The organism is Lederbergia citrea, from assembly GCF_018343525.1.
Taxonomy (GTDB): Bacteria; Bacillota; Bacilli; order Bacillales; family Bacillaceae_C; genus Lederbergia; species Lederbergia citrea.
Window position 1 is genome coordinate 803,748 of the sequence record NZ_JAGYPH010000002.1, and the last position, 19,416, is coordinate 823,163.

General features: G+C 39.6%; 20 protein-coding genes and 1 pseudogene. 20 read left to right on the forward strand and 1 reads right to left on the reverse strand.

The annotated features are described in order from the left end of the window. The first annotated feature begins 169 nt into the window (after nucleotides 1-169). From KHA88_RS12800 to KHA88_RS12895, 20 genes and pseudogenes are all read left to right on the forward strand, one after another. Nucleotides 170-2,845, forward strand: coding sequence for a hypothetical protein (locus KHA88_RS12800; protein ID WP_213122141.1), 2,676 nt, complete (start codon nucleotides 170-172; stop codon nucleotides 2,843-2,845). Then, the gene (locus KHA88_RS12805) at nucleotides 2,842-3,138 is read left to right on the forward strand and encodes an EscU/YscU/HrcU family type III secretion system export apparatus switch protein (protein WP_213098231.1); all 297 of its coding nucleotides are present in this window, start codon (nucleotides 2,842-2,844) and stop codon (nucleotides 3,136-3,138) included. Before KHA88_RS12800 ends, KHA88_RS12805 begins: the two co-directional genes overlap by 4 nt. A 48-nt stretch (nucleotides 3,139-3,186) precedes the next feature. Continuing rightward, nucleotides 3,187-3,615 carry a flagellar export chaperone FliS gene (gene fliS / locus KHA88_RS12810; RefSeq protein ID WP_213122142.1) on the forward strand — a complete coding sequence of 143 codons (429 nt, stop codon included), beginning with the start codon at nucleotides 3,187-3,189 and terminating at the stop codon, nucleotides 3,613-3,615. Between the two features lie 15 nt (nucleotides 3,616-3,630). Then, nucleotides 3,631-4,449: a flagellin N-terminal helical domain-containing protein gene (locus tag KHA88_RS12815; protein WP_213107906.1), complete on the forward strand. Its 819-nt coding sequence runs from the start codon at nucleotides 3,631-3,633 to the stop codon at nucleotides 4,447-4,449. A gap of 187 nt (nucleotides 4,450-4,636) precedes the next feature. Continuing rightward, nucleotides 4,637-5,074, forward strand: a complete 438-nt coding sequence (locus KHA88_RS12820) for a YaaR family protein (RefSeq protein WP_213122143.1) — start codon at nucleotides 4,637-4,639, stop codon at nucleotides 5,072-5,074. A gap of 54 nt (nucleotides 5,075-5,128) precedes the next feature. After that, nucleotides 5,129-5,614 (forward strand): flagellar protein FlgN, encoded by a 486-nt coding sequence (locus KHA88_RS12825; protein ID WP_213107908.1) that lies wholly within the window; start codon nucleotides 5,129-5,131, stop codon nucleotides 5,612-5,614. A gap of 15 nt (nucleotides 5,615-5,629) precedes the next feature. After that, nucleotides 5,630-7,105, forward strand: coding sequence for a flagellar hook-associated protein FlgK (flgK, locus tag KHA88_RS12830; RefSeq protein ID WP_213122144.1), 1,476 nt, complete (start codon nucleotides 5,630-5,632; stop codon nucleotides 7,103-7,105). Nucleotides 7,106-7,117: 12 nt separating this feature from the next. Further along, a complete protein-coding gene (flgL, locus tag KHA88_RS12835; protein WP_213122145.1) occupies nucleotides 7,118-7,996 on the forward strand; it encodes a flagellar hook-associated protein FlgL in 879 nt (292 codons plus the stop codon). A 68-nt stretch (nucleotides 7,997-8,064) separates the two neighbouring features. Continuing rightward, the gene (locus KHA88_RS12840; RefSeq protein ID WP_213122146.1) at nucleotides 8,065-8,619 is read left to right on the forward strand and encodes a DUF6470 family protein; all 555 of its coding nucleotides are present in this window, start codon (nucleotides 8,065-8,067) and stop codon (nucleotides 8,617-8,619) included. A gap of 16 nt (nucleotides 8,620-8,635) precedes the next feature. After that, the gene (gene fliW / locus KHA88_RS12845) at nucleotides 8,636-9,073 is read left to right on the forward strand and encodes a flagellar assembly protein FliW (protein ID WP_213122147.1); all 438 of its coding nucleotides are present in this window, start codon (nucleotides 8,636-8,638) and stop codon (nucleotides 9,071-9,073) included. A gap of 4 nt (nucleotides 9,074-9,077) precedes the next feature. Next, complete coding sequence (gene csrA / locus KHA88_RS12850; protein WP_213122148.1) at nucleotides 9,078-9,305, forward strand: carbon storage regulator CsrA; 228 nt, start codon at nucleotides 9,078-9,080, stop codon at nucleotides 9,303-9,305. Between the two features lie 148 nt (nucleotides 9,306-9,453). After that, the gene (gene hag, locus KHA88_RS12855; protein ID WP_213122149.1) at nucleotides 9,454-10,281 is read left to right on the forward strand and encodes a flagellin Hag; all 828 of its coding nucleotides are present in this window, start codon (nucleotides 9,454-9,456) and stop codon (nucleotides 10,279-10,281) included. Nucleotides 10,282-10,470: 189 nt separating this feature from the next. Further along, entirely contained in the window at nucleotides 10,471-11,295 is an 825-nt protein-coding gene (locus tag KHA88_RS12860) for a flagellin N-terminal helical domain-containing protein (protein ID WP_213122150.1), read from the forward strand. Between the two features lie 236 nt (nucleotides 11,296-11,531). Continuing rightward, nucleotides 11,532-12,773 carry a flagellin lysine-N-methylase gene (gene fliB / locus KHA88_RS12865; RefSeq protein WP_213122151.1) on the forward strand — a complete coding sequence of 414 codons (1,242 nt, stop codon included), beginning with the start codon at nucleotides 11,532-11,534 and terminating at the stop codon, nucleotides 12,771-12,773. A gap of 403 nt (nucleotides 12,774-13,176) precedes the next feature. Then, nucleotides 13,177-14,306, forward strand: a pseudogene (gene yfkAB / locus KHA88_RS12870) (radical SAM/CxCxxxxC motif protein YfkAB). Nucleotides 14,307-14,420: 114 nt separating this feature from the next. Beyond that, nucleotides 14,421-15,740 (forward strand): flagellin N-terminal helical domain-containing protein, encoded by a 1,320-nt coding sequence (locus KHA88_RS12875; protein ID WP_249313100.1) that lies wholly within the window; start codon nucleotides 14,421-14,423, stop codon nucleotides 15,738-15,740. 200 nt (nucleotides 15,741-15,940) lie between these two features. Next, nucleotides 15,941-17,095 (forward strand): SEC-C metal-binding domain-containing protein, encoded by a 1,155-nt coding sequence (locus KHA88_RS12880; RefSeq protein WP_213122153.1) that lies wholly within the window; start codon nucleotides 15,941-15,943, stop codon nucleotides 17,093-17,095. Nucleotides 17,096-17,336: 241 nt separating this feature from the next. Next, nucleotides 17,337-17,897 carry a restriction endonuclease gene (locus KHA88_RS12885; protein WP_249313101.1) on the forward strand — a complete coding sequence of 187 codons (561 nt, stop codon included), beginning with the start codon at nucleotides 17,337-17,339 and terminating at the stop codon, nucleotides 17,895-17,897. A 165-nt stretch (nucleotides 17,898-18,062) separates the two neighbouring features. Beyond that, nucleotides 18,063-18,428 carry a globin domain-containing protein gene (locus KHA88_RS12890; RefSeq protein WP_213122154.1) on the forward strand — a complete coding sequence of 122 codons (366 nt, stop codon included), beginning with the start codon at nucleotides 18,063-18,065 and terminating at the stop codon, nucleotides 18,426-18,428. Nucleotides 18,429-18,457: 29 nt separating this feature from the next. After that, on the forward strand, nucleotides 18,458-18,913 hold the full coding sequence (locus KHA88_RS12895; RefSeq protein WP_213122155.1) for a DUF2269 family protein: 456 nt from the start codon (nucleotides 18,458-18,460) through the stop codon (nucleotides 18,911-18,913). A gap of 55 nt (nucleotides 18,914-18,968) precedes the next feature. On the opposite strand, the gene KHA88_RS12900 is transcribed toward KHA88_RS12895, so the two are convergent. Then, on the reverse strand, nucleotides 18,969-19,415 hold the full coding sequence (locus tag KHA88_RS12900; protein ID WP_346729186.1) for an NUDIX hydrolase: 447 nt from the start codon (nucleotides 19,413-19,415) through the stop codon (nucleotides 18,969-18,971). Nucleotide 19,416: the final 1 nt, after the last annotated feature.

Here is a 19,416-nt window from a genome sequence, read left to right on the forward strand (position 1 = left end):
CGTGTTTCCTTTATCTCGTCGGAATCCCTAAAAGTTTGTACGTCGCTAAACGGGCGCTTGCGCTTTTCTTATGAATCTGATGATTGAGGGAATCTGCCCCAGCATCTTAGTATGTGTCTGCCAAATTGGCAGATGGGGCCGGTTCCCTCTCTGTATGGAGTGAAAAAATATGCTGATCCAAAATGACTCAAAACTGACGGCCATTCCCCAATCAGAAAATCTTCAACCGATAAAGGAAGGTGGTACGTATACTGCCGTAGTCAAAGAAAAACTCCCGAATAACGAAGCCATAGTACAAGTAAAAGGACAGGAAGTTAGAGTGAAAATTGAAGGGGGCTCCCCTTTTCCTGAATCAGGAAAAATTAACATGCAGGTTACTGATATGAAGCAGGACCTACCTGTTGTAAAAGCAGTTCCAGTCCAAGTTGTGGAGCGGGGACAAGCTGCTCAACAGCAAGGTCTAGCGCTATCCAATAATGTTAAACAGGCCGTCGAAATTTTAAACCAAAAAAATATTCCCATTACAAAGGATATTTTGACTCATATAAAAAACTATGTGGAAAAAGGAACTGGTTCCCAAGAGCAAAAAATCGAAACAATTTCTCATATGGCAGCGAAAAAACTTGATTTTACACCTCAGCAACTGAAAGCAGTCCATGAAGCGCTGCATGGCCGTCCCCTAGGACAGGTACTTCAAGACTTGGCATCAGAGCTTGATCCCGTTTTTTTCGTAAAGAAAGAGGCTGGAATCCAAGAGCCATTACAAGCAAAAGTTGCTCAAGTGTTGTCCAAACTGGAGACAATGGTGAAGGATCCAGCAAAAATTGAAATGATTCAGCAATTAAGGCAGGCACTGCAGCAAGGTGACAGTCCCGCAAATATTACGAGAGTCATATCTTCTGCATTTACTTCTGAACTAAGGTCTACGCCTGCTTTGGCGAGGGAAGTTTTAGCTGTTTTAAAAGAAGTGGAAATGGTGCGTCCCACAGCAAACGAAACAATGAATAGAGCACCTCAACCCTCGGCTCCGCAATCAGTTACGCAACAAGATAGTGTGCAGCTGAGAATCAATCAAGTACTTACTAAGCTTGAGCAAACAATTACTGATCCGGTAAAAAAACAGGAGATCCAGCAATTGGCACGTTCATTGCAACAAGGGGCAAGGCCAGATGTCATTGCCAGATCTGTCATTTCTGAATTCTCGACAGAACTGAAGGCGGATTCCAGTTTGGCGGAGAATTTACGTTCTTTTATAAGTCAAGCACGGCCAAATTTCACAGGTAGCCAGACCGTGAATGCTGGTCCCGGCATCACGAATCAGCCATCGGTAAATTCGACGCAAATAGTGAATCAATTAAATCAGGATGAAACAGCGAATAAACCCGGAATGGCGGGAGGGCAGCCTCCAATTAAAATTCAAAATGAGAACCATTCCATCCAGTCAGATATAAAAGCAGCCGTCAAACAAGTGAAGACCGTTCCTGATCTTTCACGTGTTTTGCAATTTATTAAAGACAGCGGTGCTTTGGCGGAATTGCCAACTGAACAAAGAGCAATTCTCCATCAAGCAGTAGAAAAAGCGGAGCAGCTCCAAACAGCCGGCAGGGAACTAGCAGCACGCCAAGAACTTGCTTCAGCTTTCAGTAAACTGGAAGGGAAACAGCCAGAGACAGCTCCCAAAGAAGCCGAACAAGCATACCGGTTCAGCAATGAAGTTTTAGCAACCATTCCTGTGCAATCGAGGGATTTGGTCGTAACGACAATTACGAAAAAACTCTCCCAAGCTGCCATAGATTTTAAAGCAGTGAAAAGGGATATCACGAATACGCTGCATGCAACGGAAAACTTGTTGAAACAAGCACCAACGCAGGCGAGGCCTTCGCTTGAAGCAGCCATCAAACAGCTGGATAACGCAATATTGAAAAGCGACTTCATGCTCTATACCGATATGGGGACGGAGAAAAAATTATTGTTAGCAAGCACTCAGCTTCATGAATCGAGGAAATTACTTGGAAAAGGCGAGTTCGCCAAGGCAAGTGAAATCGTTCATCAAGTGAGAAATACGGTGGACAAATTAATTTTCCAACCGTCAGATGTACGTGTAAAACATTTCGTATCCAAAGAGTTGGCGCAGCTTGAACAGTTGCCGCTTCCGAAACAATTGTCCCACTCATTAGAAGAACCACTACAGTCAATGAGACAGGAGCCGACTGCTCGGAACGCCTTTGAATATGTTCGCAGCCTTGGATTGACGTACGATTCAGATATTGCCCATCGGCTTGTTGCTGGAGAAAATGTGAAGGCAGATGCGGATGCCTCTTTGAAAAATATGCTGATGAAGCTGATTCAATCAGAGGGGAATAGCTCCGCAGGTCAGAAAGCAGAACAAGCGTTGCAGCATATTACAGGCCAGCAGCTTTTAAGTAAAACAGATACGACAGGTTTACAGACGATGATGTTCTCATTGCCAATGATCCTCCGGGAACAGATGGAAAACGTAAAAGTCTTTTTGACATCGAAAAATAGCAGTGAGCGCATCGACTGGGAAAACTGCAGTCTATATTTCTTGCTCGAAACAAAACGGATGGGGGATGTAGGCATACAATTGACAGCCGTTGATCGAACATTATCCGTCACAATTAAAAATGACAGCCTTGGTTTTCAAGAGAAAATCGGCCCACTTGCTGAAGTAGCGAAAAGGCGGCTTGAAGACATCGGCTATAAAATTGGCGCCATTCAATTTACTGACTTGACTCCTGCTGCTGTGAGAGAAACCGCCGAGAAGCAGTCAGAAAAAGTAAACCAACCTGCCTTTACAGAAAGAGGGTATGATTTTAGCGTATGATACCGAATTACTATAACCAAAAAAACAGGCGAATCAAGAACGGTCCATCCGCCGCAGTTTTACGCTATGACGAAGCTGGAGGCGGAGCACCGCAAGTTGTCGCGCAAGGAACAGGGGCTGTAGCGGTAAAAATTATGGATCTTGCCCAACAGCACGGGGTGCAAATGCAAGAAGATGCAAACCTTGTCAGCCACTTGCTCGATATTGATCTTGGAAACAATGTACCGCCGCAGCTCTATTCGGTCATTGCAGAAATATTGATTTTGCTGGAAGAAATGGATAAAAACTATTAAAAACAAATGAAATATACCGATAAGAACTATGAATGGAGGCGAAAACGAATGGAATTTTTAACGAAAGAATTAATCTATCAGAAGACGCCCCAGCAAATAACTGGGCTCCTCTATGAAGTATGCATTGATTGTTTAACAGAAGCCATCCATTGCATCGAAAACAAAGAATATCCAGAAGCAAATAGTAAACTGCAAAAAGTGAATGATATTATCGAGCGTCTAGGGGCTGGATTGAATTACGAAGCCGGGATTATTGCGGACCAGCTGGATACGCTCTATAACTATATGGCAAACCAGGTGATTTTGGGCAATCTGAAAAAGGATGTGCCTATTTTACAGGAAGTTTTGAATATATGTGAACAGCTAGCAAGCGCATGGAATGAAGCAATGAACATGGGCGACACAAAAGGCCAGCGACTGCTTCATCAAAAAACGAATGCGTATGAAAAAAACGTCATGGTGCTTAGTCGCGACTAGAGAGGGGAAAAATCAATGAGAATTAATCATAATATCCAAGCATTAAATGCCTATAGAAACTTATCCCAAACGATGGCAAGCACGTCTAAAAGCCTTGAAAAACTATCATCAGGCCTACGCATCAACCGTGCGGCTGACGACGCTGCGGGACTCGCAATCTCAGAAAAAATGCGTTCGCAAATCCGTGGGCTAGGGATGGCAGAGCGTAATGCGCTTGATGCCGTCTCTTTGATCCAAACGGCGGAGGGAGCATTGAACGAGACTCACTCCATCTTACAGCGAATGAGGGAGCTGAGCGTTCAAGCAGCGAATGGGACGTTGGAGGATACAGATCGGAAATCCGTCCAACTGGAGATTGACGAGCTGATTAAAGAAGTTGATAGAATTGCTAAAGAGACACAGTTTAATAAGAAAATCTTACTAGATAGTACAAATACCACAGGATTTAAGTTTCAAATAGGAGCAAATAATGGTGAAACATTAGACGTAATAATTGCAGATATGACGGCAAGTACTCTAGGTATTAAACCATTGGATGTATCCACAAATCAAACGGCAGCGGGAAATGCTATAGTTACTCTTGACAAGGCGATTGCTAAAGTTTCCGACCAACGTGCTATACTAGGTGCCTACCAAAACCGCCTTGAGCACACAGTCACAAACCTCCAGACAGCGAACGAGAACCTAACTGCAGCAGAATCACGGATCAGAGATCTAGACATGGCGTTAGAAATGACAAACTTTACGAGAAATAACATCTTGAATCAAGCTGGACAAGCGATGCTTGCACAAGCGAATCAATTACCGCAAGGAATCTTGCAATTGCTACAATAATGGTCTGGCGCTTTTGGGGGCGCCGGACATTTTTTCATGGTGGTATTTAGATGATCGGTAGTAATCGCTCCGTAATCGGTAGTAAAAGACCTATAATCGGTAGTAAATCATAAAACATCGGTAGTAACGATGGCATAATCGGTAGTAAAATATAAACAATCGGTAGTAATATGCGGGAGTGATCTTCATGGATGTGCGCAGAATCGAAAAAACGGGAGTCCATAGTGTTAATAAGAAAGTGCAACAAGCAGCAGGGTCCGTCCAATTTTCCGAAGTGATGGGGAAACGTCGTGAAGAAGTTGTGTTTGAGCGGATGGCACAGCTAAGGGATGATATCGAACAGCAAGGACAGAAACTTGCCAAATCGCAGACGATTGAGGATTTTAAAAAATATAAGCAGCTTGTGAAATCCTTTATGGAAGATGCGGTGAACAATGGCTTAAAACTAGAAGAACAGCGGGGGCTTGATTGGCGCGGTCGTACGAAGGTGTACAAAATCGTCAAAGAAGTCGACAGAAAGCTGATAGATTTGGCAAATACTGTCCTTGACAAGGAAGAAAAAGGCTTGGAAATACTCGGTCTTGTTGGAGAAATCCAAGGAATGCTCATTAATATTTACACTTAATCTATAAAAGTAAACGGCTATGCCGATATAAAAGTGGAGGGAGGGCCCGAACCAATGTCGGCCCAATCACTCATTGAATCAATGGAAAAATTACTGGCTTTACATAATCAGCTGCACGAAACGGCAGTAGAAAAAACGAAAGCCATTCACAATAACGATGTACAGGAGCTCAACAGGATATTCCGTGAAGAACAAAAATATGTCGCGGCCATTCAAGTTGCTGATAAAAAGCGGCAACAGGCAGTGGCACTTTTATCGAATGGAAATGTGGAAGTAACTATTTCCGATATTATTGACATGCTTGAAGGCTCGGATCGTGAACAACTAACGGAATTACAGGTGAAATTGTTAGGGGTTTTGACTGAATTGAAAGAAGTAAATGCGCTGAATCAGCAGTTGCTCACCTATTCATTACAATTCGTCAACATGAATCTTGATTTGCTTGCGCCTGAACCTGAACTTCCGAACTATTCAAAAACACAAAGCGAAAATAACGATCACCCAAATACAGGCAGATCGATTTTCGATTCGAAAGCATAATTAGGAGGAAAAACGATGCGTTCCACTTTTATGGGGCTGGAAACGGCCAAGCGTGGTATGTACACACAACAGAGTGCCATTTACGTGACTGGTCATAATATCGCCAATGCAAATACACCTGGCTATACTCGCCAACGTGTAAATTTTGAACAAACAACGCCTTATCCAGCTGCATCGATGAATCGTCCACAAATTCCCGGGCAACTGGGAACAGGTGTGAAAGACGGTACAATCCAGCGAATTCGCGATACATTCGTCGATGAACAGTTCCGTGGCGAAAACAATAAATTTGGCTATTATGAATCACTTGCCGAATCGATCAGTAAGATGGAAGACATTATGAACGAACCGAGCGATTTCGGGTTATCAAAAGCAATGGCCCAATTTTGGCAGTCGTTACAGGATTTAAGCACAAATCCGGAAAATGAAGGTGCGCGGAGAGTTGTGCTCCAACGTGGAACATCTGTTGCTGAAACTTTTCAATACTTGCATTCGTCATTGACAACCGTTCGTAATGACATCAAAAAAGAAATCGACGCAACAGTGATCGAAATCAATTCACTCGCCAAACAAATCTCCTCAATCAACCAACAAATTAGCGAAGTGGAACCTCATGGCTATTTGCCGAATGATTTGTATGACGAGCGCGATCGGCTTGTCGATCGATTATCTAAACTCGTCCCTATTGAAACCAATACTGTAAACTACGGTGGAAATTCCCTTTCAGTAGCAGAGGGTGGTAGGACCATTTCCATCATTATGGCAGACGGAACAAAAAGGCCATTAATTGAAGCCGACAACAGAGACCGGCCTATAGCAGCTGGCGAAATGCTCAATCTCGCAGAAGGAAAAGGAAGATTGGCCGCTCTCATTTATGCATATGGTGATGATGCCGATGGTTCTGGATTATATCCAGGAATTTTAGATAGCCTTGATAAATTTGCCTTTACATATGCGCAAGTTTTTAACGAAATCCATAATGGCGGTTATGATTTAAATGGCCAACCGGGAAAGCCATTTTTTGACGGTATGGGCGCTGACTATAAAGGCGCGGCAGGCAAAATAAAAGTAGCCAACCTGGCTCCATCTGAAGTCGCTGCTTCCTTAATTCCAAATGAAAATGGAAACGGACAAAATGCACTAAGACTTGGAAACATTAAAGACTTAGTCATTACAAATTCTACATTGACGATTGGTAACAAAGTACTGAATCTTGAGATTGAATCAGGTACACTTCAATCTTTTTATGAAGGCGTGATCGGAGAAATGGCGGTAAAAGGCCAGCAGGCAAACCGTCTTCGCCATAATACGGAAGTGCTGCTCAATTCTGTGGACAATAACCGAAGATCAATCAGCGAGGTATCGCTCGACGAGGAATTTTCCAATTTAATTCAATTCCAGCATGCCTACTCTGCATCCGCTAGAATGATTAACGTCGTTGATGAAATGCTTGATAAAATAATTAACGGCATGGGACATGTCGGTAGATAAGAGGTGTAATAAATGCGCGTGACAAATGGCATGATTTCAAGCAGCGTGATGTTTAACATCAATCAAAGCTATTCACGGCTTGATAAATTATTTGAACAAGCCCAGACACAGAAAAAAATCTCACGTCCATCCGATGATCCCGTCATCGCGATGAAGGGAATGTTTTACCGGACGAATGTTATTGAAGTGGAACAGTTCAAACGGAACTTTTCTGAAGCCCGCAACTGGGTGGAAACGACGGATTCCGCGATTGGTGAAGCAAGTAAAGTGATGGAGCGGATTCGCGAGCTGACTGTCCAAGCAAGCAATGAAACCTATGATGAAGGGCAATTACAGGCGGTTGCTGAAGAAATTGGCCAGTTAAAAGAACATATTAAGTCCATTGCGAACGCACGAGTAGGAGACAAGTATATTTTTAATGGCACAGATACACAGACAGCTCCTGTAGCAACTAATGGAAATATTAATTTTACTGGTGGCAATGTCAATTTTGAACTAGCTAAAGGTATCTTTGTACCCGTGAATATGAACGGTTCGAATGTTTTTGAAGCTAACGGTGAGAGCGTATTTAGCATGCTAGCTGACCTCGAAACTGAACTGCGTAGTGGAAACACACAAGCGGTCGGTGGCTTTTTAGATAAAATTGATGCAAGTGCAGGTAAAATGCTGTCAGCACGAGCGGAACTAGGTGCCAGAACAAACCGCCTTGATTTCATGGAAGAGCGGATCGACAACCAGGAAATCATTGCAAAACGGATCATGTCTGACAACGAAGACATCGATTTCGAGAAAGTTATCATGGAATTCAAAGCACAAGAAGCTGTGCATAATGCCGCGATGGCTGTCGGTGCTCGGATCATTCAGCCGACTTTGATGGATTTTTTGAGATAAGAAAATAAAAAAGCTATTCCGCGAGAATAGCTTTTTTTGTAGAGTTTTTAGGGAAGGAGCGAAATCTGGTGCAAATTCCACAAATTAGAATGCAGTCTCAATCAGCTCAAATTGCGATGGAAACAAGGCAAGCAAGGCAGTCGATTCAGCAGCCGAATGCTGATCTTCGCATCGAACAACCCCAAGCGGTGATGAAAATCCGTACGACTCCCAGCCGTTTGACGATTGACCAATCGCAAGCATGGGAAGACATGAATATAAAGAGTGTTTTTAGAAGTATTGAAGAAAACACGCAAAGAGCGAGTCAGGATTTACTGGACGGAATTGCCCGGGTATCGAGGGAAGGCGACGAAATGATAGAAATTCATAGCGGAAGAAATGTCATCGTCGAGCAGGCAAAGCGAAAGGCAAATCCGCCTCCCGCTGATGTTAATATTACATGGGTACCGTCACCTTTTTCGGTGAAAATTCATTACACACCAGGGAAAACGGATATTCAGTTCGATATGAATAAACCGGTAATCAACGCGAATACACAAAAGCCAATCATTTCTTACCAGCCGGGTGATGTACAAATTTCTTTAAAACAACACAACAGCCTTAACATTGATTTTGTAAAATAAAACGGAGTGTGAACACATGAACATACAAACGAAGTACCACGGAGAAGTCGAAATTGCAGAGGATATGATTTTAACTTTTGAAAAAGGCATCCCAGGTTTTCCCGATGAAAAGAAATTTACATTGCTGCCGTTGCCAGACCAGACCTTCATTTCAGTCTTGCAGTCCGTCGAAACATCAGCTTTGGCATTCGTCGTTGCCGATCCGTATAGTTTTTATGAAAAATATGATTTTAAATTGGATGGAAATACGGTGGAACTACTAGATATTAAGGGTGCGGAAGATGTCAGTGCCTTCGTAATTTTAACAGTGCAGGATCCGTTCGAAGCAAGCACAGCAAACCTACAGGCGCCAGTCATCGTCAACGTCAAAACGAACAACGCCAAACAAGTCATCCTAAACGAAGAAAACTACAAAACCAAGCACCCGCTCTTCGGGCAGCCGGCAAAGGGGTGACGAGATGCTCGTACTAACAAGAAAAAAAGGCGAATCCATCCAAATCGGTGAGGACATTGAAATCACTATAACATCTATTAAGGGTGACCAGGTTAAGATTGGTATTAATGCACCCAAGAATGTGGAAATACATCGGAAAGAAGTTTGGCTGGATATTCAAAGTGAGAATGCGGCAGCGTCTGAAGAGGTCACAGACCTATTCACAATCCTGGCAAAAGCAAAAAAAGATTAAACATTTTATCGAAAACTATTAAACAATCCCGAACCATGACGATATAACTAGTGTAAGCGAAGGCAAGGGGCGGCCGACCTCAGCATCCGCTAAAAAATCACCAACCATTCACAAGGAAGTGGATGACATATTCAAGGAGGAAAAATAAATGATTATCAATCATAACATTGCGGCGCTTAATACGCACCGTCAACTAGGTGCTGCTTCTGGAGCACAAGCTAAATCTATGGAGAAATTGGCTTCAGGACTTCGTATTAACCGTGCTGGTGATGATGCAGCTGGACTTGCAATTTCTGAGAAAATGCGTGGGCAAGTACGTGGCCTAGACATGGCTTCTAAAAATTCACAAGATGCGATTTCAATGATTCAAACTGGTGAAGGTGCGTTAAATGAAACTCACAGCATCCTTCAACGTATGCGCGAATTAGCTGTACAAGCTGGTAATGACACAAATACAGCAGATGACCGTGCTCAACTTCAAAAAGAAGTGGCAGATCTAATTGATGAAATTGACCGTATTGCAACCACCACTCAATTCAATACACAAAATCTTTTGGATAAAACTGCTAATACTAACACAGGTAAATTCACTTTTCAAATTGGTGCTAATAAAGATCAGAAGTTGGCGGTTACATTTGCTGATATGCAATCTACTGCACTAGGCGTTAAGACTCTAACTGTGGCTACAGATCATGCTACTGCCTCAGGTGCTATTGACACAATTGATAAAGCAATAGGAAAAGTATCTGATGAGCGTGCCCAACTTGGTGCAAAACAAAATCGATTAGAACACACTATTAATAACTTGAACACATCTTCTGAAAACTTAACTGCGGCAGAATCACGTATTCGTGACGTGGATATGGCGAAAGAAATGATGGAACAAACAAAGAATTCAATTCTTGCACAAGCGTCACAAGCTATGCTTGCTCAAGCAAATCAAGCTCCTCAAGGTGTATTACAGCTGTTACGTTAATTTAAAAAATGTTTTATGCAGAGATTTCTTGGTTTGTGGGGTTTCAATTTAAAATTTTTCTAATGATATTAAAAACACCTAGCACTTCCCAATTATTATGAGGAAGTTAGGAAGTCGATTCTTTCATTCGTTAACAAATCAACAACTATCCACAAGGAAGTGGATAGTACATTCAAGGAGGAAAAACAAATGATTATTAATCACAACATTGCGGCACTTAATACTCACCGTCAACTAGGTGCTGCTTCTGCAGGACAAGCGAAATCAATGGAGAAATTGGCTTCAGGTCTTCGAATCAACCGTGCAGGTGACGATGCAGCAGGTCTTGCAATTTCTGAAAAAATGCGTGGGCAAGTTCGTGGTTTAGATATGGCTTCTAAAAACTCTCAAGATGCGATCTCTTTGATTCAAACTGGTGAAGGAGCCCTAAATGAAACTCATGCAATCCTTCAACGTATGCGTGAATTGGCTGTACAAGCTGGTAACGATACAAATACAGCAGATGACCGTGGGCAACTTCAAAAAGAAGTAAAAGATTTAATCGACGAAATTGACCGGATTGCTACTACGACGCAGTTTAATACACAAAACCTTTTAGATCAAACGGGTGGAGCAACAGGTAAGTTTACATTCCAAATTGGTGCTAATAAAGACCAAAAATTAGAAGTTGAATTTGCTGACATGCAAGCAGCTGCTCTAAAAGTGGATGATGTAGATATTTCTGCTGATCACACGGATGCTACAACTGCAATTAAAACAATTGATGATGCTATAGCTTTAGTTTCCGATGAACGTGCCCAGTTAGGTGCAAAACAAAACCGCTTAGAGCATACAATTAACAACTTGAATACATCCTCTGAGAACTTAACGGCGGCAGAATCACGTATCAGAGATGTTGATATGGCGAAAGAAATGATGAACCAAACTAAAAATTCAATTCTTTCTCAAGCAGCTCAAGCTATGCTTGCACAAGCTAACCAAGCTCCTCAAGGAGTATTACAATTACTACGCTAACGAAGAAAAAATAACAGCTCCGGAATTTTCCGGGGCTGTTATTTTGCACGTAGTTCAGAAAAGGTCTCTCAGAGTATTTTAGATATAACTTCCGTATTATATATTAAATAGAGAACTATGGAAATGGTAGTATATTTCTATTCATCCCGGTAAGTATCTACACAAGGTTGTTTATACAATGCAAACTATTAATAAATCAATAAGCCGTTATGTCGGTTTATAAAGGAGATTCCTCTATGAAAGAAAAAATCCAGAGTGTGTTAGTTCCCCAATATTATAAAGTATTTTCATGCATTGGTTCGGCTTGTGAGGATACGTGCTGTGCAGGTTGGAGAGTCGATATCGATAAAGCCACGTATAAAAAGTATAAAAATGCGAAAAATCAAGTTATTAAACCCGCAATACAAGCAAATGTAAAGCGTAATAAAAATGCGGATAATGATCGACAATATGCATTGATGAGGATGGATGAATCTGGTGCTTGCACATTTCTTGATGAACAAAAGCTTTGCTCTATTCAGAGGATTTTAGGAGAAGAGTTTTTATCACATACATGTTCAGTATATCCACGCAAGGTAAATGCGGTCAACGATATCATAGAAAAGTCAGCTGTTATGTCTTGTCCTGAAATAGCTCGCCTTGTTTTATTAAACCCAAATCCAATGGAATTTGATGAAATAGAAGAGCCAGCAAAGCTTCGAAATCGCATACAGATAAATATCGATACAAAACAGCCAAACGCTCAAAATGAACCTACTAAATTTTTTTGGGAACTGAGAATATTTACAATAGGGCTACTTCAAAATCGAAAGTATTCCTTTTCAGAGAGATTAATATTTTTAGGATTATTTTTTCAAAAAATACAGAATCAAATCGATAACAAAAAAATCGATGCTATACCTACCATTATTGCGGAATACACCAAAATATTAAACGGAAGTGATATGAAAGATATAATAAATAATTTGCCTAAGAAGCTTCAAATACAGTTTGATTTTTGCAAAGCTTTAGTAGAAGCTCGTGTCAAAACCTCAGAAAACCTAAATAAAAGATATCTCGAGTGTGTGAATGAAATGATGGAAGGGTTTAATTTTTCTGATTTATCATCATTACGTGAGATGACTGAGAAATATGAATATGCATATGTAAAGCATTATGCGCCATTTTTTGAAAAGCACGAATATATGTTGGAGAATTATTTAGTAAACTATGTATTTATAAATTTGTTTCCAATCGGAGACAAATCTATATTTGATGAATATGTAATGATGATAGTTCACTATTCACTTATTAAACTTCATTTAATTGGTTTGGCAGGTTATCACAAAGGGTTAAATGAAGAATTAGTTGTAAAGCTTATTCAATCATTTGCTAAAACAGTAGAACATAACCGAACTTATCTAGAAGGTATCTATAAGTTACTGGAAGAAAATAAATATAATTCGATGGGGTATATGTCAGTATTAATAATGAACTAAGATACATAGATCAGGAATACTAAACGAAAAAAACTAATCTCCCACAAAAATCTATAAACTTTGTATACCACATTCTTCGTAGCTGGGGGAAAGATGATAAACGGAAATTAAAGGTATTGGATTTAGTAAATTGGAAGAGAAACTGAGTAGAGTTGGTATTGATATATTAAAGAATGGTGAGAAGTTTCAAGTTTTAAAATTATTTAATATCAAAATGCGGGTGTCCAGCTTAATCGCTACCCGTATTTGTCCCCTAAAAGCAAAAGTTTCTTCGAATAAATATAAATTCTCCTTTTACATCTACAAAAGGCTCATCTTTTCTAAAACTGCTATTTCTTGCCTAATCCCCAATTGACTCGAATACTATTACAATATCTATAAAATACAATGAGAGTTTTTAAGAATGATAAAAAAGCCAGAAATACCTAAAATGATGACACCTACATATGATCCTTGGGAAACCTATTTAGACATAGACGAGCATGGGAAATTGACATTATCTAATATTGAGTTTACAACAACATACTTGTGCAATATGCGCTGCGAACATTGTGCTGTAGGATATACGCTTCATCATAAAGATCCTGATACATTGCCGATTGAACTATTGATCCGTCGACTTGAAGAAATTCCTCATATACGCAGCTTAAGTATCACGGGCGGGGAGCCGATGTTTTCGAAAAAGTCGGTGGATCAATATGTATTGCCATTACTCCAATATGCACATGAACGCGGTGTTCGAACGCAAATGAATTCAAATTTGACGATGCCTTTGGAGCGATATTTATTAATTCTCCTTATTTGGATGTACTTCATATTTCGCATAACTAGGGTACAGTGGATGATTTTATTGATGGCGATTTTGCGAATATGGAGAGGAAGCGGTCAAGAGAGCGGCGTGCTCAGCAATTTGAACGTATGATTGAGAATAGTCGAGCGTTGGCTGAAGCAGGGGTCATGGTTTCTGCAGAAACGATGCTAAATAAACGCACTCTACCACATTTAGAACATATTCATCAGCAAATTATTGAAGAGATTAAATGTGCTAGACATGAAATTCATCCGATGTATCCAAGTGATTTTGCATCAACATTAGAAGTCCTTTCCCTTGATGAAACGAGAGAGGCGATTCACCGTATACTAGACATTCGAAATGAAGATATTTGGATGCTATTTGGGACTCTACCATTTTATTCATGAAGTGCTAAGCAAGAAGATTTAGAGCTACTTCAACGAATTTATAAAAGTAAAAATGTCTCGGTGCGAAATGATCCGGATGGACGCTCGCGTTTAAACGTCAACATTTTTTCAGGTGAAGTAATCGTGACTGATTTTGGTGATACACCGCCGCTTGGAAATATTCAAACGGAATCACTTCAGCCGATGTTTGACCGTTGGCTAGACCAACCTTTAGCCAAATCTCTAAATTGTCACTGCCCAGCAGTCCGATGCCTTGGGGCCAATATTTTAGTGAAAAATGCTTATTATCCTGAACAGGATTTTCAACAGGGGAAAACAAATATTGTTTTGTAGCAAGCCGAAGTAAAAAACCTCATTTACTTAACCTCCTTACCTTCTAACCGATAATATAAATAGATATTAAAAGATAATTTGAAGGTGACTTACGTGCGAATTAATCATAACATCATGGCCCTTAATGCATATAATCAACTTAGTAAAAATGTGACTCGCTCCTCTAAGACTATGGAAAAACTAGTTTCTGGCCTACGGATTAACAGAGCTGCTGATGATGCGGCAGGTTTAACTATCTCTCAAAAGATGGAATCTCAAGTCCGAGGATTAGACCAAGCTGATCGAAATATATTAGATGGAGTTTCTTTAGTTCAAACAGCAGAGGGAGGGTTAAGTAGTATTCAAGAAATGCTCCAACGAGCTAGGGAACTTACGGTACAAGCAGCAAATGGCACGTTGACACAGCAAGACAGAGTGGCAATCCAAAACGAGATAGAACAGATCAAGCAAGAAGTCAACGAAGTTGCTAATCAGACGAAATTTAATGGAATATATTTATTGAATGTCGATGATAAACCAAAAACAATTACTAAAACAGAGACAATTACTAAAACGGAAACTATTATTGAATCGAATCCATCAACAACAAAGATTATAAGTGTCGATCCGCAAGATAGGGTCACCGCTGGATATATAGAAGTGCCAAATCCTCCTCCCGCTACACTTGAAATCACTGCGTTTTTTGGTACGGTGTCAGGTGCGGAATGGCCAGATATGAATATCAAAAGTCCAAATGGAGAGCAATTTGGATATAATACGCCTATTATGCCTGGAAGTAGTTATCAAGAAAATACAACTAATACATCGTCAACAAAAGCTACGTACTCGGGGTTTGCAGCTAGTAATGAAAAAATGACATTTGAGAATCCTATAAGTGGTAAATGGTATATCGAAATTAGGCACGACGGTGGCTCCTCAGCATCTACCTTTAATTTAACGTCAAATTATTTAATCCATGATTCAGCGACAACTGAAGAAACAGTCACTAAAACGATCACTAAAACAGAAGTAATTACTGTGACAGAAGAGGTTTATCCCGAACCAATCATTTTGCAAGTAGGTCCTAATTCAAATGATTTATTTCATATTAACCAAACAGACGCAAGAACAACTGCATTAGGAATTGACAACACTGAGGTTGATCCAATTGACAAGGCATCTGAAGCAATTGATAAATTCGATAAAGCGATAAAAATAGTATCGGCAGAACGCTCAAAGTGGGGTTCCTACCAAAATGCTCTCGAACATATTTATAGTAATGTGACGAATACAAACGAAAATCTTACATCAGCTCTCTCACGAATTTCAGATGCCGATATGGCGTTAGAAATGACCGAGTATACGAAAAGGAATATTTTAATTCAATCAGCCCAAGCGATGGTGGCTCAGTCAAATCAATTGCCGCAAGGGATTTTGCAGTTGTTGAAAGATTAGTTGGTCATGCCGTTCTTCCTCGATTCGGAAAGGAAGAACGGCTTTTTTATGTATAACTGAAGTTCTGTTCGATAAGAAGCAGTGACGGAGGAACGGTCAAACGCCATTCTATTATCAGTTTTCTGAATAGGAATTTCGCAAGTTTGCCTTTCCAATGATACGATAAAAACAATCAACTTTTATCAAGGAGGACAATTAAAATGTCCAATCCATTTTTAGAAAAAATCGAACCCCATCTTATCTCAGAAGAATTAATTATCCAGGAATTTGTTCTTCATGCTTTGAATGAGTATCCCAATACCCCAGCCGAATGGACAAATCGGGTGCTTGAAAAAGCCATTCAATCAGAGAAAGATCGTTCCTCTCTGTTAATATGGGCAAAAAAAGATGCACTAAATGAGGATTCGGTGCCTCTTTTATTGAAATTGCTTGAGGTTATTGAGCCGGCTAGAAAGCATTTAGTCATGCATCTTATAAATGAGTTAAAACCCGAAATTATAGTAGCGTTTGAAAAAGAACTCTCTCCTTATTTGGAAAAAGAGTTTTTTACGTTCAATTGTTTTTTACTTGAGGGAGAGGAAGAGAATTTATGGGAGGAATACGGTTCTGTACTGGCTTCTCTTGAGGAAAAGCAATTTTTTGATCAAGATTTATTTTTACGGGCAAAAAAAATTCTACATATACTCGTACTGCAAGGATCTTATGATGAAGTAGAAATCGACGCCATCATGCAAGAAGAATTGAAAGCGCCATGGTTTTCGTTTAATGGAATTCTTGCGGTACGTGCCATTGGGCTTTTGAAATTAGAAAAATATATTCCTGTTTTGGCCGGTTTGCTTGAAAGAGATGAAGATACTTTGTTGGAAGAGGTGGCTGACGCCTTATATCAATTTCAATCAGATAAAGTGGTTGATGCGGTTGCACCTTATGCCATTAAGGATAACTCCGAAATTTTTGCGATTTCCGTTTTAGCAAATACGAAAACAGACAGCGCTGTTGATGCTCTTTTTAAAAGCTATTCAGTAATAGATGAGGACGGAAAAGGGTTAGTCATTGAAGCTTTATCTCATCAATTCTCTAATAAAACATTTTCATTAATTGATGATTATTTGAAACATGAATATGATGATAACGGCTTGATCGATATGGAGCAAATTTTTTACAGCTTTTATAAAATATTTGGCAAGGAACATCCAGACATGCATTTATGGAAAAGTGAATTTGATGAAAGGGAAAGACTCATTGAAGAATCAGAAAACTTATCCCAACCTATTAGTAATGATACAAAAGTGGGAAGAAATGAAAAGTGTCCGTGCGGAAGTGGAAAAAAGTATAAAAAATGTTGTGGGAATTGATGTTAGAAATGCCTATTAAAAATAAATCCCTGTTGAAAAAAACAGGGATTTTTGTCGTTTAATGATTGTGATATCTTGTCTTACAAAATCAATATTCATCTTCAAAACGGGAAAAATGAAGTTCTAATGTCCTATATTTCATCACTTTTCAACAATAACTGGATAACAATTCCAAAATTATCTGGTACAATTTAACTATAAGTATTTTAATCTTGAGGTGAAATGAATAGGAGGACACACAATGAAGAAAAGGAAAAATGTTTATGAAGAAATTATTCTACCGTCATTTATTTTGTTAGCAATTTGGAGATTCTTAAAGACTGGGAGTATTAAGCAGGGGTTAGTTACCTTATTTGGACTACTTTTTTTGTATATTATTATTAGTATAATTAAGTCGCTGATGTATAAAAGAAAAATGTTGAAATCAGGAATTGATAAGATTGATCAAATGTCTGGCCAACAATTTGAGTATTACTTATCGCAAATGTTAGGAAAACAGGGATATAAAGTGAGATTGACTAAGGTTACTGGAGATTTTGGTGCTGATTTGGTTTTGACATCTCCCTCAGGAAAAATCATCGTCGTTCAGGCTAAAAGGTATAAAAAGAATGTAGGTATTAAAGCTGTCCAGGAAGTTGGGACCTCCATGTCTCACTACAATGCAATGGAAGCATGGGTGATAACAAATAGTTATTATACGAAAGCGGCCCAAACTTTGGCAAAATCAAATGGAATCCATTTGTACAACCGTGATGATTTGATCAACTGGATTATTAAAGCCAAACAACCTAAAGTAAGTTAATTGAATATTAGGTAAGCTAGGAGGCAATGGTCACTATCTATGAAAGTTGCACAGATAATGTTAACTAAAACGCCTTCATCCACCTTTAATTGTGATTTCTATCACAGAAAATTTCCTCCCTATAGTTTATAATAATAGTGTAGAAGCCATCAAGGGGAATGAATAGTGACTAAGCCTCGTTTACAAACGTTATTTGACCAAATTGGCGCAAATACGATAGATGAGCTAGTGAAAGCATTTTATCCTAAAGTATATGCTGATCAGAGTTTAAGTCCACTTTTCGAAGAGAATATGAACGAAATTATGCGGAAACAAAGAATGTTTTTGACGCAGTTTCTTGGTGGTCCGCCAGCAATGAGACATCGTCATCTTCCGTTTGAAATTACACCGGATCGTGCGCACAGTTGGCTTCGTTGTATGAAAGAGGCCTTTGAAGAAGTCGGATTAAACGACCATCCAGCAGAGGACATGTTTTTTAGCAGATTAACACAAGTCGCTGCAAACATGGTCAATACTGAAAAAAATGATTAACTTTGTAATAGTTGAACGGAGGACAGTAGTTGGTAATATTTTATAAAATTCTTGTTTTTATCCATATCTTTTCTGCTATCCTTGGCATGGGCCCAGGATTTATTTTAGGTGAAGTTGCAAAAAAGGCAAAAACGATGACAGAATTGAGGCATGCCTATGCGATCAAGCATCGTTTACATATATTTGTCATGATTGGTGGAACGCTTCTTCTCGTCACTGGTTTGTTAATGGGGGCAATCAATCCAAGATTATTTCAGATGGGTTGGTATGTCACGAGCCTCATTTTATTTTTAATCGCGCTTGCAATGGGGCCATTTGTTTTTAAACCTTTAGCAAAGCCAATCAATGATTTAATAAAGTCCCATCAAGGGGATGAGATTCCAAATGAGTATTATCGTTTATCTAAAATTCTTGTGCGCTATGAGCATGTAGGTAGTTTGATTTTTTTAGTCATTATTGCCTTAATGATTTTAAAACCTTTATAAAAAATAAGGAGAGCTATCGGCATTTTATCCGAAGCTCTCCTTTTCCCTTTTATCATTATAGTTGTTCCAAATAATCTTCAATTGCTTTTCGATGACTTCCAACCATATTTTCAGGGAGTTGATTAAAAGGATAATATTGTAGTTTCAGTGATTCTTCATCGTGATCTTTAACCTGGCCACCCAAAATATCTTTGGTTGCATACACAATCGTCACAACGTAAAACTCATCGCCATTTTGTGCTTTTACAAAGTTTTGAGGTCCCGAGGATACGTTGATCAATTGCAATTTTCCAATCTTTAATCCAGTTTCCTCAAAGACTTCCCTCCTGGCACAATCTTCAGTGGATTCGGCTAGTTCCATTAATCCTCCTGGTAATCCCCATACACCGTAAGGAAATACGCGCTGTTGCAACAACACTTCGTTTTCTTCATTCATCACAATCACTACCGAACCTACAAGGATTAACGCTCTATGCCCGACAATCTTACGTAACTCTTCCACA